9 protein-coding genes are annotated in these 14,982 nt (G+C 75.5%); all 9 read right to left on the bottom strand.

Annotated elements, in window-relative coordinates; all coding sequences use genetic code 11:
• Nucleotides 1-7: 7 nt before the first annotated feature.
• Complete coding sequence (locus ACIRST_RS24200; protein WP_402804255.1) at nucleotides 8-916, bottom strand: kinase; 909 nt, start codon at nucleotides 914-916, stop codon at nucleotides 8-10.
• The gene (locus ACIRST_RS24195) at nucleotides 913-2,472 is read right to left on the bottom strand and encodes an argininosuccinate lyase (protein WP_402804254.1); all 1,560 of its coding nucleotides are present in this window, start codon (nucleotides 2,470-2,472) and stop codon (nucleotides 913-915) included. The genes ACIRST_RS24200 and ACIRST_RS24195 overlap by 4 nt, the downstream gene beginning before the upstream one ends.
• Complete coding sequence (locus ACIRST_RS24190) at nucleotides 2,463-4,136, bottom strand: condensation domain-containing protein (RefSeq protein WP_402804252.1); 1,674 nt, start codon at nucleotides 4,134-4,136, stop codon at nucleotides 2,463-2,465. The genes ACIRST_RS24195 and ACIRST_RS24190 overlap by 10 nt, the downstream gene beginning before the upstream one ends.
• The gene (locus ACIRST_RS24185) at nucleotides 4,133-5,131 is read right to left on the bottom strand and encodes a TauD/TfdA family dioxygenase (protein ID WP_402804251.1); all 999 of its coding nucleotides are present in this window, start codon (nucleotides 5,129-5,131) and stop codon (nucleotides 4,133-4,135) included. Before ACIRST_RS24185 ends, ACIRST_RS24190 begins: the two co-directional genes overlap by 4 nt.
• The gene (locus ACIRST_RS24180) at nucleotides 5,128-7,332 is read right to left on the bottom strand and encodes an amino acid adenylation domain-containing protein (RefSeq protein ID WP_350522713.1); all 2,205 of its coding nucleotides are present in this window, start codon (nucleotides 7,330-7,332) and stop codon (nucleotides 5,128-5,130) included. The genes ACIRST_RS24185 and ACIRST_RS24180 overlap by 4 nt, the downstream gene beginning before the upstream one ends.
• Before the next feature lie 232 nt (nucleotides 7,333-7,564).
• A complete protein-coding gene (locus ACIRST_RS24175; protein ID WP_402804249.1) occupies nucleotides 7,565-10,282 on the bottom strand; it encodes an amino acid adenylation domain-containing protein in 2,718 nt (905 codons plus the stop codon).
• A complete protein-coding gene (locus ACIRST_RS24170) occupies nucleotides 10,279-12,033 on the bottom strand; it encodes an AMP-binding protein (protein ID WP_402804248.1) in 1,755 nt (584 codons plus the stop codon). The genes ACIRST_RS24175 and ACIRST_RS24170 overlap by 4 nt, the downstream gene beginning before the upstream one ends.
• On the bottom strand, nucleotides 12,030-12,869 hold the full coding sequence (locus ACIRST_RS24165) for an aspartate/glutamate racemase family protein (protein ID WP_402804246.1): 840 nt from the start codon (nucleotides 12,867-12,869) through the stop codon (nucleotides 12,030-12,032). Before ACIRST_RS24165 ends, ACIRST_RS24170 begins: the two co-directional genes overlap by 4 nt.
• The gene (gene asnB, locus ACIRST_RS24160) at nucleotides 12,866-14,758 is read right to left on the bottom strand and encodes an asparagine synthase (glutamine-hydrolyzing) (protein ID WP_402804244.1); all 1,893 of its coding nucleotides are present in this window, start codon (nucleotides 14,756-14,758) and stop codon (nucleotides 12,866-12,868) included. Before asnB ends, ACIRST_RS24165 begins: the two co-directional genes overlap by 4 nt.
• Nucleotides 14,759-14,982: the final 224 nt, after the last annotated feature.

Genomic DNA, 14,982 nt, shown 5'->3' with positions numbered 1-14,982 from the left:
TCCGCCGCTACCGGGCGGGCTGGGTGAGGGTCCGGAACAGCGACGTGTCGTCGCCCAGGGCCGCGCAGGCCGCGTGCGCTTCGGCCACCTTGCGGGCGCGGTCCGGGTCCGCGTCGTCGAACAGCAGGCCCAGCATGGTGCCGCTGTGCGCGCACACCACGCCGAGTGCCCCGGTCCGCCCCGCGATGGCCAGCATCGCGTCCAGGTGCCGCTTGGGCGCGAACCGCTGGTTGAGGACGGCACTGCGGGTGGTCACCCGGCCCACGGCGGCGAGGTCCCCGGCGCGCACGGCCGCGGTCAGGGTGTCCAGCAGTCCGGTGAACTCGGCGGTCTCGGCGGGCGAGTAGCGCTTGGGACGCTTGTTGAAGGCGACGGTGTCCAGGTGGCCGCCCTCGTCCACCGCCACCACGGTGGCCGGCGCCAGGCCGCCGAGGGCCTCGCGCAGCCGCACCTCGCGGTGCTCGAAGACGACGACGCCCGGGTGCATCACCCCGTCGGTCGGCTCGATCGGGCGCAGCCAGTGCTCCACCGCGGCCGGACCGGTGTCCAGTCCCAGCGCGCCGCCGACCGCGCGCGCGGTGGCGACCAGGTCGGCCGAGGAGCTGGCCAGTCCCTTGCCGACGAGCAGGTCGCTGTCCAGGATCAGGGTCCCGCCGCCACCGGGCTGGTGCGAGGTCAGCATGGCCTCGGCCAGCCGCAGGGACTTCGTCTTGTGCGCGGGGAAGACCCGGAGCGGACCGGCCGGGTCGTGGCGGAACCAGGCCCGGGAGCGCAGCGTGATCGGCAGGGTGACGAGGAAGTCGGTGCCGTCCGGCAGCCGGCCCTGGAGCAGTTCGCCGAAGGTGCCGGAGGCGTCGGCCCGGCCGCTGCGCAGGTCCGCGCCCGGGCGGCGGGTGATGAGGCTGGGGCCGGTCACGGGGCGCCCGCCTGGGTGCCCTCGCCGGTGCCGGCCGCACTGTTCCCACCGATGCCCTCGGCGCTGCCCGCACCGACGCCCTCGACCGCCAGCAGGGCATCGACGCGCGCCGCGGCGACGTCCGCCGCCTCGCCGCGCAGCCGCCACTGCTCGGACACCTCCCGGAAGCCGCGTTCCTGCGCGGCGAGCACGGCACGCACGGCGTCGGGGTGCGTCGAGCCCGCGGAGTGCTTGACCCGGACGGCCTTGTCGGCGTCGAGGGAGCCGGACAGCAGTTCGGCGGGTTCGGGCACCCGGTGGCCGTGCTCCTCGGCGATCGCCGCGAGCAGCGGGCCGTCGGGGGTGGCCGCGGGCAGGCCCTTGGCGATGGCGGCCCTGACGTAGGCTCCGGCGATCACCTGCGCCGTCCGCCACGGCACGCCGGCCTCCAGGGTCAGCAGGTTCGCCAGGGTGAAGGCACCGAGGAAGTCCCCCTCGCAGGCCTCGCGCATGCGGTCGGTCCGGAAGGTGGCGGTGGCGAGGGCGGTGTGGGCCAGCCGCAGGGCCGAGCGCAGCGCGGCGAACTGGGCCGGGAGGTGCCGCCCGGCCTCCTTGGACACCTCGACGCTGTTGGCGTACGGGGTGCCGTGCTGGGCGAAGGCGAGCTGGGTCGCGCAGCCGACGACGTGCGAGCAGCGGCCCCGGATCCGTTCCAGGACCGGGAAGTTGCGCTTCTGCGGCATCGCGGCCGAGATCCCGGCCAGCGCGTCGGGGAAGTCCACGAACCCGAACCCGGCGCCGCTCCACGTCATCAGGTCGGTGGTGAACCGGCTGAGGAGCACCGCGAAGTTCGACAGCTCGGACGTGACCGCGAGGGCCCAGGACCGGGAGGCCACCGACACGAGGGCGTGCGGCTGCGGCTCCCGGAAGCCCAGCAGGCCGGCCATCCGGTCACGGTCCCAGGGCAGTTCCTGGCCGGCCATGCTGCCCGCGCCGAGGGGCGAGCGGTCGATCTCGTCGTAGGTGGTCAGCAGCCGCCGGGCCGCGGCGAGGGTCTCCTCGGAGAGGGCCGAGAGGTAGAAGGCGGGTGTGATGGTCTGCGCGGCCTGCGCGTGGGTGTAGCCGGGCATCGGGCTGTCCGGCAGTTCGGCGGCGCGCGCCGCCGCCGTGCGCCCCAGGGCGACGAGGTCCCCGGCGAGGGCACGGACGTTCTCGCGGCAGGACAGCAGCTGGCCGCAGGCCTGGAAGTCGTTGCGGCTGCGGTCCACGTGCCAGGCCGCGAACGGGGCGGTGCCGCCGCGGGCCACGTGGCGTTCCATGGCGAAGAAGATGTCCGACATGTTGTCCCGCGGGTCCGCCCGGATCAGCTCGGGGGTCAGCTCGTCGAGCCTTTCGGCGATCGCGGCCGCCCCCTGTGGGTCGACCAGGCCCATCCTGCGGTACTCCAGCAGCAGCACCTTCTCGATGGACACGTAGTGCGGCAGCAGGGCCTGGGCCTCGTAGCCGAACTGCGGGGCCAGCACCTCCTCGTCCCAGATCTCGCTGGGCACGCCGTCGATCCGGCCGGTCACTGCCATGTCTCTCCTTCGGGGTCGGTCCGGTCCTCCCGGCGCGTCGCGCTGTGCCGCTCAGGCCCGGCGCTGTGCCGCTCCGGCCCGGCGGTCTGCCGCTCCAGCTCGGCGCTGTGCCGCTCCGGCCCGGCGGTCTGCCGCTCCAGCTCGGCGGCCAGCCGTGCGACGGTCGGGTGCGAGAAGAAGGCGTCGGCGGTGGTCTCGACGCGGTGGTCGGACGACAGCCGGGCGAGCAGGCGCAGCGCCTGCAGCGAGTGGCCGCCGACGGCGAAGAAGTCGTCGTCGACGCCCACCTCGTCGACGCCGAGGACGTCGGCCCAGGCGCGGGCGACCAGTTCCTCGGCGGCGGTGCGCGGCGGAACGTGGCCGGGCCGCGGGGCCGGGGTGTCGCCCGCCCCGGGCCCCGGGCCGGCCGGGAGCCGGGACAGCGGTGTCGCCGGGTCGTCGAGGGCCGCCGTGAGCACCGCCGCGTAGTCGGCGAGCAGCCCTGCGGCGGTCTCCCGTCCGAACAGGGCGGTGTCGTACTCAAGGCGGGCCGCGGTGCCGGACACCTCCAGCAGCAGGTCGTCCTCGGCCGCGGTGGACGGGGGCCCGAAGCCCTCGGCCGCGGTGACGTTGAACGCCAGCTGGTAGATCGGGGGCAGGCCGGGGCCGCGCTGCGGTGCGAGCTGCTCGACCACGGTCTGGAACGGCAGCTCCTGGTGGTCGCGGGCCGCCCGCCAGACCGCCCGGACGCGTTCGACGAGCCCGGCGTACGAGGGGTCGCCCGAGGCGTCCACCCGGAGCACCACCATGTTCACGAAGGTGCCGACGAGGGGCAGCAGTTCGGGGCGGTCCCGGCCGGACAGCGGCACCCCGAGGACGACGTCGTCCCGGCCGGAGCGCCGGTGGAGCAGGGCCGCGTACCCGGCGAGCAGCAGCTCGAACGACGTGACCCCGTACCGGCGGGCGGCCTCCGCGAGTGCGGACGCGGTGCCGGCCGGGAGCTCGGCCCGGAGTTCCGCGCCGGCGAAGGACCGCCGGACCGGCCGCGGCCGGTCCAGCGGGAGGCCGTGCGCGGCCGGAAGACCGGCGAGCTGTGCCCGCCAGTAGCCGGCCAGTTCGGCGATCTCGCCTCCGCCGAGCCGTTCGCGCTGCTGCCGCGCGTAGTCGCCGTAGGAGAGCGGGAGTCGGGGGACGCGCGGCGGCCGGTCCTGTTCGGACGCCGCGCAGAACTCGGTGATCTCGGCGTGGAGGTTGAACAGTGACGGGGCGTCGCAGACCGCGTGGTGGGCGACGAACAGCAACCGCCAGCGCCCGGCGCCGAGTCCGACCAGGCCCGCGCGCCACAGCGGTGCGCGGGAGAGGTCGAAGGCGGTGTGCTTCAGCCGGTCGGCGAGGGCGGCGCGGTCGTCGCGCTGCTCCTCCTCGGTGCGGCCGGACAGGTCGACGACCTCCAGGTCGAGGTCGACGCGGTCGCGGACGACCACGGTCAGCGCGCCGTCCACGACCCGGAACCCGGTGCGCAGCGCCTCGTGCCGGTCCACCACGGCGGCCAGTGCCGCCCGGATCTGCGCCTCGGAGACGTCCCCGTGCAGCGGCCACTGGTCCGCGACGTGGTACAGCGCGGTGTCGGCGGCGAACCGGCTGGCCAGCCAGGCGCGTTCCTGTGCGAAGGAGGCGGCGGTCATCCGGCCCCACCGCCGGGCCGGAGGACGTCGGCGGCGCGGACGGGGCCCTCCAGGACGTGGTCGGCGAGGCGGACGGGATCGCCGAGCACGACGGCGACCTCCCGGCGGCCCTCGTAGGGCTCCCGGCTGTGGGCCATCCGGATGTTGTCGACGACCAGGACGTCGCCGTCCTGCCAGGACTCGCCGAAGGCGGCAGCGTCGTAGACCGCGTTGACGGTCTCGACGGTGTCGGCGTCGATCGGGGTGGTGTCGCCGTGGGCGGTGGTGAACGGCAGGCCGGCCGGCCCGTACTGGTCGAGCAGGTACTCGCGGATCGCCGGGTCCATGGTCAGTTCGTTGAGGAAGGCGATCTGGTTGAACCAGCCGGGCACGCCGGTCCGGGGGTGGGCGACGACCGCGGCCCGGCGCTGCACGGTGCGCAGCCGGCCGTCCTCGTACCACGCGTGCCGGATGCCCTCGGCCGCGCAGTAGGCGTCGACCAGGGCCCGGTCGTCGGTGCCGAAGGCGTCCGTCCAGGGCACGCCGACGTCCTGGTAGGTCCGCAGCAGCAGCCAGCCGTGCCGGCGGAACGGCTCGACCAGGTCCGGGGGCAGGCTGCGCAGCACCTGCTGGGAGTCGGCGAGCATGGTCCGGCCGCCGCGCTCCGGGGCGGTCAGGCACCCGAACACCAGCAGTCCGGGGACCTCCGCGGCGTAGCTCTGCTCGTGGTGCATGCACATCGGGGTGTCCGCGGGCCAGTGCGAGGCCGAGTAGACCGCGTCGCCGTGGCGGTCGCGGGGCGCGAACCCCTCCCGTTCGGCCATCGGCTCGACGCCGAGCGCGGCGGTGACGGCCGCGAGGTCGGCGGCGGAGGCGACGCCCAGGCCGCGGAGCAGGACGGCCCCGGACGCCTCGACCTCGGCGAGGACCTCCTCGCGGTGCTCGGCGGCCCACTGCGGGCCGGGGGCGGCTGCCAGCACGTGCAGGCCCGGCGCGGTGCGGGTGGCAGGGGTCATCGCCGCGCCTCCGCGCTCCGGCCGGCCGCCTTGCGGTCGAGGAGTCCGGCCACCTCGGCGACGGTCGGGGTGGCCTTCAGCTCGCCGACCGTCACCGCGCGGTCCAGGGCGATCGCCAGCCGGATCGCGGCGAGCGAGGTGCCGCCGAGCTCGACGAAGCGGGAGCCGCGGCCGACCTGGTCGAGCGGGACGTCGAGCAGTTCGGCCCACAGCCGGGCGACCCGCCGCTCGGTGTCGGTCTCCGGGAGCGCCACGTCGCCGTCGGCAGACGGCCGGCCCTGGGCCCGGGCCTCGGCGGTCAGCGCCTTCTTGTCGATCTTGCCGTTCGCGGACAGCGGCAGCCGGGCGAGGCGGTGCAGCCGGCCGGGCACCATGTAGTGCGGCAGCACCGCGGCCAGGGCCCGGTCCACGGCCCCGGGCTCCGGCGCGGCGGCGCCGCTGTAGAAGCCGACCAGTTGCGGGTCCTCGGCCGAACCCGCGATCACCACGGCACCGTCCCGGACGCCGGGGACCTGCAGCAGGCGGTTCTCGATCTCGCCGATCTCGATCCGGAACCCGCTCACCTTCACCTGGGAGTCCCGGCGGCCGAGGTACTCGAACTCGCCGGAGGGCAGCCGGCGGCCGAAGTCTCCGGAGCGGTAGAGCCGTTCGCCCGACCGGTACGGGTCCGGCCGGTACGCGGCGTTCGTGCGGGCGGCGTCGTTGACGTACCCGCGGCCGACGCACACCCCCGCGAAGACGATCTCCCCCGGCGCCCCGTCGGGAACCATCCGCAGCCGCTCGTCCACCACGTACACCCGGACGTTGCGGGTCGGCGGGCCGAGCGGGACGGCCCGGCCGGCCGGCGGGCGGCGCAGCACGCCGTGGTTGGTGTCGTCCGAAACCTCGGTCGTGCCGTAGCAGTTGACGAGCGGGATGCCGGGGAAGGCGGCGAACCAGCGGTGCACCAGTTCGGCCTTGAGCGCCTCGCCGGTCACCGCGAGGCAGCGCAGGGACGGCAGGCCGAGGCGGTCGTCCTGGAGGGTCTCCAGCACCAGGTCCAGGTAGGAGGGCACCAGTTGGGCCACCTGGACGCCCGCGCGGGTGACGGTCTCCACGAACCGGCGGACGTCGGTGACGGTTTCCTGTCCGATGATCTCCGTCCGGCCGCCGACCAGCAGTGCGCAGACCAGCTGCCACAGCGAGATGTCGAAGCACTGCGGGGCGGTCTGGGCGATGACGTCGCCCTCGCGGACGCCCAGGTCCTCGATCTTGGCGTAGAGGTGGTTGAGGAAGCCGGCGTGCTCGCACATCGCGCCCTTGGGCTCACCGGTCGAGCCCGAGGTGAAGTAGATGTACGCCAACTGGTCGGCACGGACGGCCAGTCCGAGGTCCTCGTCGGACTCGGGCGTCGCAACCTCCGCCGACACCTCCGCCGGCACCTCGGTCAGCATCTCGGTCAGCACCGAGACGGTCACCTCGCCGCCGCGTCCGCGCACCGCCTCGTCGAGCTGGGCCAGCCCCGGGTCCGCCAGGACCCGGCGGCAGCCGCTGCGCTCCAGCACGACGGAGATCCGCTCGGCCGGGAAGGCCGGGTCCAGCGGGAGGTAGCAGCCGCCCGCCTTGAAGACCGCGATCACCGCGGCCGTCCACTCCAGCGAACGCTCGGCCACCACGGCCACCACGTCCTCGTCGGCCAGCCCCTGCCGGCGCAGCGACCGGGCGATCCGGTTGGCGCGACGGTTCAGCTCCGCGTACGTCCAGCTCCGCCCGGCCTGCACCGCGGCGACCGCGTCGGGGTGCCGGCGCACCCGCTCCTCGAACAGCTCGTGGAACCGGCGGTCCGGCAGCGCCCGGACCGGACCGGCGGAGGCCGCGAGCGTGGCTGCGAGCTCCTCCCCGGCGACCAGACCGTGTTCGTCGTGCGCCTCGTCCGGGGAGCCGGTCATCCGCTCCAGGACCGTCCGGACGTAGCCCTCGGCCCGGTCCGGGCCGACGTGCCCCTGGGCGGCGGCCTCCTGCCGGACCCGCTCGGCCTCGGCTCGCCCCTCCGGGGTGGCGACCCGGGCGACCAGCTCGCGCCAGCTCCGGCCGTCGTCGCCGAGCGCGTCGGAGCCGGTGAGCACCGCCGCCACCTTGAACGACGCGGCCAGCCGCACCGTGTCCGGGCCGACCCCGGTCTCGGCCGCCAGGGCCGCGATCGCCGCTTCGGCGTTCTTCATCGGATGCCTCCAAGGGGACCCCGGCCCGTGGGCCGGGGAGGAATCGGATTGCCCGCGGAGCGGGTCAGGGGTGGTCGGACTGCCGTCAAGGCAGTACGGATCGACGGAAGGCCATGTCCGGCCGCAGCACCGGCGGCCACGACCCGCCCGGGCGCAGCGGCTCGGCTGCGGGCCAGCGGGTCAGCAAGGCTGCGGAGCCGAGGGGCCGAGGGTCCTCCGGGGCGGGAGGGTGTCAGGCCCCGTCGCCTTCCGGGTCGCTCCGTCGTGCCGGCAGGGGCCAGGGCAGCCGCGCACGATCGCGTTTGTTGGTGGCGGTGCGCGGCAGGTCGGCCAGCACCGCGATCAGGTCGGGCACCGCGGGGGCGGGCAGCCGCGCCGCGACGAGCCGCCGCAGCGCCTCGCCGGACACGCCGGGGTCGGCCACCACGTAGCCCACCAGGCAGGGGTCACCGGACGCGGTGGTGCGGACGGCCGCGGCGGCCTCCCGCACGCCGGCCTGCTGCTCCAGCACCGCCTCGACCTCGTCCAGTTCGACCCGGTTCCCGCGGATCTTCACCTGGTTGCCGGTCCGGCCGGTGAACGCCAGGGTGCCGTCGGCCCGCCAGTACCCGCGGTCGCCGGTGCGGTACAGCGTCCGGCCCGGCCGCCAGGGGTCGGGCAGGTACGCCGCGGCCGTCTCGGCGGGCCGGCGGTGGTAGGAGCCGGCCAGGAACGGGCTGCGCAGGTGGATCTCGCCGGGCACCCCGACCGGGCACGGCCGGCCGAGGCCGTCGAGGACGAGCACCTCCCGGCCCGGGATCGCCCCGCCGATCGGCACGCCCGCCGGGTACGCGCCGCCCGGGGGCAGTTCGTGGTGGGTGGCGAGGATGCACTCGGTGGGCCCGTACAGGTTGTGCAGGCCCGGCCGCACCGCCCGGTGCGCCCAGGCCTCCGCCAGGTCCACCGGGAACACCTCACCGGCGATCAGGACGTGCCGCAGGTCCGGCAGTTCACCGCCCTGCGCGTCCAGCGCCTCGGTGAGCAGCCGGAAGAACGACGGCACGGTCTGGATCTGCCCGATCCGCTCCTGCCGCAGCCAGCGCACCACCGCGACCGGGTCGCGCCGGGCCGCGGCGGGCGGCAGGCAGAGCTCGGCGCCGGCGGTGAGCGCCGCGAACACCTCGGTGTACGCGGCGTCGTAGGTGAGCGGCGCCCACTGGGCGACCCGGCTGCCCGGCCCGATCCCGAACCGCTCCCGCTGCCACTCGGCGAACTGCGCGAACGCGGCCCGCGACAGCGCGATCCCCTTGGGCGTCCCGGTGCTCCCCGAGGTGTGCACGATGCACAGCGGGTGGTCGGCGACCGGCGGGGCCGGGAAGCCGACGTGCCCGCCCGGCGGGTCGTCCCCCGGGGCGGGCTCCAGCGGGAGCACCGGCAGGCCCGCGAACCGGCCGTCCGGCCCGAGCAGCGCGGGGTGCGCCGCGGCGGCGGCCGGGTCGGCCAGCACGCAGACCGCCCCGGTGCCGGCCAGGATGTCGCGCAGGCGGGCGTCCGGGTCGGCGGGGTTCAGGCAGGTGAAGGTCGCACCGGTGCGCGTCGCGCCGAGGACGGCCGCGATCTGTGCCGCGCCGCCGCCCGGCAGCAGCGCCACCACCTGCCCGGGGCCTGCGCCGTGGGCAGCGAGGGCACGGGCGATCCGGTGGCTCCACCGGTCGAGCCCCCGGTAGTCGAGCGTGCCCTCGTCGGAGCGCACCGCGACCGCCTCGGGGGCCTCCCGCACCCGGGCCGTGAACTCCTCGTCCAGGAAGGCCAGGTGGTCGCGGTACGGCCGGGCGGTTGCGGGGGCGGGGGCGGGTGCCGGGTACGGGGCGGGGCGGCCGGAGAGGTCGAGTTCGGCCAGCGGCCGGTCGGGGGTGTCGAGCCCGAACCGCACCGCCCGGACGAGGTGGTCCGCGAAGCCCGCGGCCGTCACCCGACCCGGCAGCGCGCCGGTGAGGACGACGGTGAACTCGTCCGGCCCGGTCAGGGCCAGGGTCAGCCGGCCCTCCGGGTCGGGCGGGGCGTCGACGGTCACCTCGGCGGCGATGCCCGGCAGGTCCAGGGCCGCCGCCGGGAGGCCGTGCGGCGTGAACACGGCGCGGATCGGGAAGGCCGGTCCGTCCGCGCCGGCCTGCGGTGCCGTCCGCACGGCGGCGCCCAGCCGGGCGAACGTCAGGTCGCCCGGGAGGTCCAGCCGGATCACCCGGACCGCCGGGCCGTCCGGAGCGGTCCCCGCGAGTCCGTCCGGCACCGCGGCCACCTCCGGCACCGGCACCAAGGCCTCGTCCGGCACCGGCACCGTCACCACGGCCTCGTCCGTCCCGGCGTACCTGCCGAGCACCGTGGCGAAGGCGGCGAGCACCCGCTCGGCCGTGGCCCCGCCGGGCTGCCCGGGCACCGTACGGGACGCCCGCTCACCCGACAGCCAGGCACCCGCCGACCGGGCACCCGCCGACCGGACACCCACCGACCGGGCATCCGAAGGCCCGGCACCCGGCACGGGCCGGGCCGCGGGCGGCGGCGGTGCGTCCGGCGTCCGCGCGCGGTAGGCCGCGCCGAGCTCCCGGGTCAGCCCCGCGACGGACCACGCGTCGGCCCGCTCCCGGTCCAGTGCGAGCAGGAGTTCGTACGCCCCGGCGCCCAGCCCGGCGAGGCAGGCCCGCAGCCGGGGGCGCCCGGCGGCGCCGACCGGCCGGGCGGCCTCGTCGGCCGCCAGGTCGGCGAGGACGCGCCGCTGCTGCTCCCCGGCGGACCGCGAGAGGTCGATGACGCGCAGCCGGACCCGGCCCGGCCGCTCCCCCGCCGCTGCGAGTTCCGGACGCGCGGCCACGAGGTCCTCGACGGCGGCCGACAGCGCGGTGACGTCCAGCTCCCCCGTCAGGCGGGCGCGGAGCACGGCGTTCGCGGGCGGCGCCGCCGCGGGGGCGCTCACGCCCCGCTCCGCGCGGTGCGGTCCGTCACGGCCGCGGCGAGCCCGGCGACGGTCGGGTCCTGGAGGAAGGCGCGCAGCGGGAGGTCCACCCGGTACTCGTAGCGGACCCGGTCCATCAGCCGCGCGATCGCCAGGGAGTCGCCGCCGAGCAGGGTGAAGTCGTCGTCGCGGTTGACGCCCGCCAGGCCGAGGATCTCGCTCCAGATCGCGGCGATCCGGGTCTCCTCGGGCCCCTGCGGCGGTTCCGTCGCCTCGGCCGTCCGCTGCAGCGGGACCCGCGGCAGGGAGCGGCGCTCCACCTTGCCGTTGAGCGTGCGGGGGATCGCCGCCATGCGGACGAACACCGAGGGCACCTGGCCGGGTGCGAGCCGCTGTGCGGCGTGCGCGCGCAGTTCGGCGTCGGGGACGTCCGGGGCCACCACGTAGGCGACCAGGGCGGTCGACACGTCCTCGGTGACCGCCGCCGCGCAGGCGTCCTGCACCCCGGGGTGGCTGCGCAGGGCGTTCTCGACCCCGCCGAGGTCGATGCGCACGCCGTGGACCTTGACCTGCTGGTCGCGCCGGCCGTACAGCTCCAGCGCCCCGTCGGGGCGGAACCGGCCGAGGTCGCCGGTGCGGTAGGTGGTGGCGGTGCCGGGCCACTCGTCGGCGCCGAGGTACCCGAGGAGCGGGTACGGGACCTCCAGCTCCACCTCGCCGAGCGCGTCCGGCGGGTCGCCGGGCCCGGTCAGCACCCGGGCCGCCACGCCCGGCAGCGGCCGGCCGACCGGCACCAGCCGGGCCCGGGCGTCGTCCTCGGTCGTCCGGTGGAAGAGCTTCGTCATGGTCGTCTCGGACGGCCCGTACAGGTTGACCAGTTCCTTGCCGCCGCCGAACAGGCCGCGCCACCACGCGACGTCCGAGGGGTGGAGCTGCTCGCCGGCGAGCAGCACGGCCCGCAGGGCCGGGAGGGAGTCGGGGGTCAGGGCGGCGGAGCGCAGCGTGCGGAAGAGGGTCGGCACGCAGTGCAGGACCTCGACCTCGTTCTCGGTGAGCCAGCGGGCGAGGCCGTCGCCGACCGGCGTCTCGGCGGCCGGGTTGACGCAGACGGTGCCGCCCGCGCACAGCGGGGTGAGGGCGTCGCGCAGGAACGCGTCGAAGCCCGGGGAGGTCAGCTGGGAGATCCTGGTGCCCTCGCCGATCCCGAACTCGGCGATCTCCCAGTCGACGAAGTGATGGACGGCCCGGAGGCTGCCGCGGATGCCCTTCGGGCTCCCGGTCGTCCCGGAGGTGAAGTAGACGTATCCGCGGTCCTCCGGGGCGGCCTGCCGCCAGGCTTCGGCGGACCACTCGCGGGGCTCCAGCGTCTCGGGGCGGACGAACCCGGCGCCGCCGGGCAGTTCGCGCCCTGCGAGCGCTGTGCGCCCCGCGAGCGCCGCGCGACCGGCGGCGTCGGCGACGACCGCGCCCGGCCGGAGGGCGGCGAGCACGCCGTCGAGCACGGCGGCGGGCAGGCGGGGGTCGACGGGGGCGAAGGTGCGGCCGGCGGCCGTGCAGCCGAGGAGGGCGGCGATCACCTCGACCGGGTCGGCGCAGGAGACCAGGACGGGGTCGGCGGGCCGGCCGATCTGCTCGAACGCGGCCTGGTAGCCGGCCACCCGGCCCGCGAGCTCCCGGTAACCCACTTCTCTGGTACCGGACTTGACGGCGCATTGGGAGCTGTTGCGGGCCAGGCTGTCCGCCCATCGCCGCAGAACCGTCGGCGTTGTCATAGTGCTCCATCCCTGATTCGCTGTGCGATGACGGTCATCGGGTCGATGCTGGGCAGCTGCCGGGTCAGCCCGCGGTCCTCGATCGCCCGGGTCACCAGGTGCAGTTCGGTGCAGCCGGCGACGAACGCGGCGGCCCCGTACGCGGGCAGCAGCGCGCGGACGAAGTCGATCGTCGGGAGCCGGTCGGCGTTGCGCTTGAGCCGGTAGATGTGCTCGTGCAGCTGTTCCTGGTCCTCCTCGTCGGGCAGGACCAGGCGGTGCGCGAACTCGGGCCAGCGCTCGTGGTCGGTGAAGACCCCGGCGAGGACACTGCCCCGGGTGCACAGCACCAGGTGCCGGCCGGGGCGTTCGGCGAGCTGCTCGAAGACCAGGTCGACCAGGGAGACGCAGCGGGAGCGCAGCCGCTCCGGCAGCAGCCGGATCGCGGGGTGCGCGGTGATGCAGGCCACCACGACGCGGTCGGCGCCGGCGGTGAGCAGGCGGTCGACGGAGGCCTCCAGCGCTGTGCGGACGAGGTCGACCGTCCCGGACCGGATGGCCGTGGTCCGGTCGGCCACGGCCGGGTCGGACCACAGCAGGATCCGCGCGGCGAGCTGCTCGTGCTCGGGCGGTTCGAGTCCGTACACCGTGTTGAGCAGTTCGGTGGAGGCCAGCGGGCCCATTCCGCCGATCACCCCGATCAGCGGCCGGCGGGTGCCGGGCTCCCCGGTGGCTGCGAAGGCGCCAGCCGGCAGCGGCCGCCCCGCGCCCGGCTGGGGCTCGGCGCCCGTCGGGTGCACCGGTCCCGCCGGGTTCACCGCTCCCGCCTCGTGCGCGGCGGCGCGTTCTCGGGTCATCCCAGGCACGGCAGGCCGAACTCCTCCAGGAAGATCGCGAAGGTCGCGATGACGAGCAGGTAGTCCGTGTCCAGGTGCGGGTGCACGGTGCGGGCCCCCGACGTCTGCCGGCGGATCAGCTCGGCGACGACGGCCGGGTCGAAGTAGCCCTGCCGGCGCACGGTGGCGGGCGAGAGCAGGTCGTTGAACCACTCGTCGCCGGTCTGCAGCAGCTCGGTGCTGGTCTGGCTGCGGAAGCCGAACTTGCGGCGGTTCAGGACCTCGTGCGGCACGAGTCCCTCGGCCGCGCGGCGCAGCACGGCCTTCTCCCGGCCGCCGGCCGTCATCAGGGACGGCGGGATCGCCGTCGCGTGCCGCACGACGTCCCTGGCCAGGAACGGGAAGCGCATCTCGACGGAGCCGGCCATGGCCATCCGGTCCCCGTGGTCGCCGAGCAGGTGGTCGGCGAGGCGCAGGTGGAAGTCGAGGTAGGAGCGCTGGTGCAGCGGGTGGCGCCCGATCAGGCGCTCCGGGTCGACGAGGCGCTGGGCGGTCACCGAGAAGCCGTCGAACTCCTCGGCCAGCGGGCCGCTGTAGAGCTGGCGGCGCAGGTCGTGGGCGGGGAGCTGGTCGGTCTCGTACCGCAGGTCCAGGCCCCACATCCGGTGGGCGGCCTCGCGTTCGAGCTGCTCCTCCAGGAGGTCGCCCGGCCCGCGGCCCGGGCCCCCGGTGTCGAACAGGTAGCCCGGGTAGCCGCCGAACAGTTCGTCGGCGCCCTCGCCGCTGAGCACCGCGACCGTGCCGGTGGCGCGCACCTTGCGGGCCAGCAACATCGAGCAGACGTTGTAGGACTCCTTCACCGGGGTCTCGGCGTGCCGGACCATGCCGGTGAGCAGGCCGGCGGTGTCCGCGGCGTCCACCGGCACCTCGTGGTGCCGGGTGCCGATCTTGCCGGCCACCAGCCGCTGGTAGCGGGCCTCGTCGATGCTGCTGCCGGGGAAGGTCACCGCGTAGCTGGGCCACGGGTGGTCGGGGCGTTCGGCGGCCATGAGTCCGCCGATCAGGCTGGAGTCGAGGCCGCCGCTGAGGTACATCCCGACGGGGACGTCCGCGACCGAGCGGGAGCGGACGGCGGCTTCGAGCAGGTCCCTGGTCCGGTCGGCGTAGCCGTCGAGCACCCGCGGGTCGGCGAGCGCGGCGGCGTCCCGGTGGCGCGCCCCGTCGTCCCAGAGCGGGTAGTCGAGGTCCCAGTAGCGCTCGGTGCGGTACCCCGAGCGGTCCGCGACGAGCCGTTCGCCGGGGCGCAGCGAGCGGATGCCCTCGAACATCGTCCGGGGGCTCACCAGTCCGGGCAGCGAGAGCACCTGGTCGAGCCCGCGCAGGTCGACCCGGCGTTCCACCAGCGGGTGCTTGAGAATGCTCTTGATCTCCGAGGCGAAGACGATCCGGCCGGCCACCACGGTGTAGAACAGCGGAAGGACTCCGCAATGGTCGCGGGCGAGCACCAGGCGGTCTTCGCGCCGGTCGTGGAGGGCGAAGGCGAACTGCCCGTCCAGGTGTTCCACGAGTGCGGTGCCGTATTCCTCGTAGAGGTGGACGAGCACTTCCGTGTCCGATTCGGAACGGAATCGGTGGCCTTTTCGCCGGAGTTCTTCCCGCAGGCTCCGGTGGTTGAATATCTCGCCGTTGCACACCGAGACGACCGAGGAATCCGGGGTGGCGTGGGGCTGCCCTCCGCCGGCCAGGTCGACCAGCGAGAGCCGGCGGAACCCGGCGGTGAACGCTCCGGTCTCACAGGTGGCGTGCGCGTCTGGGCCCCGGTGCACCAGCGCGTCGGTCATGGCCGTCAGGACGTCGGGGTCCAGGCCGGCCGGGTCGTCGAGTCCGTAAACCCCGGCTATTCCGCACATCGAGCTCAGGCTCCTATCACCCGGTCGCTCACGCGAATCCTGACGGAATCCGCTGCTCCTTCGATATGTCCGCCGGTCACATTAGGAGCGGCGTCGCGCACGGGTCAACGCTTCACCGCTCGTCCTTTCGACCGGAATTCCGGCCGTACCGAAGTACAGGTCAGGTCCCGACCTACGGGCGGCGACGTGCGGGGATCTCCCGGCCTAGCGTGAGGGCCGAACAA

This window comes from Kitasatospora sp. NPDC101447 (assembly GCF_044767225.1).
In the GTDB taxonomy this organism is placed as follows: domain Bacteria; phylum Actinomycetota; class Actinomycetes; order Streptomycetales; family Streptomycetaceae; genus Kitasatospora.
Note: the sequence above shows the minus strand (reverse complement) of the source record. Positions and strands in the feature narration are given on the sequence as shown.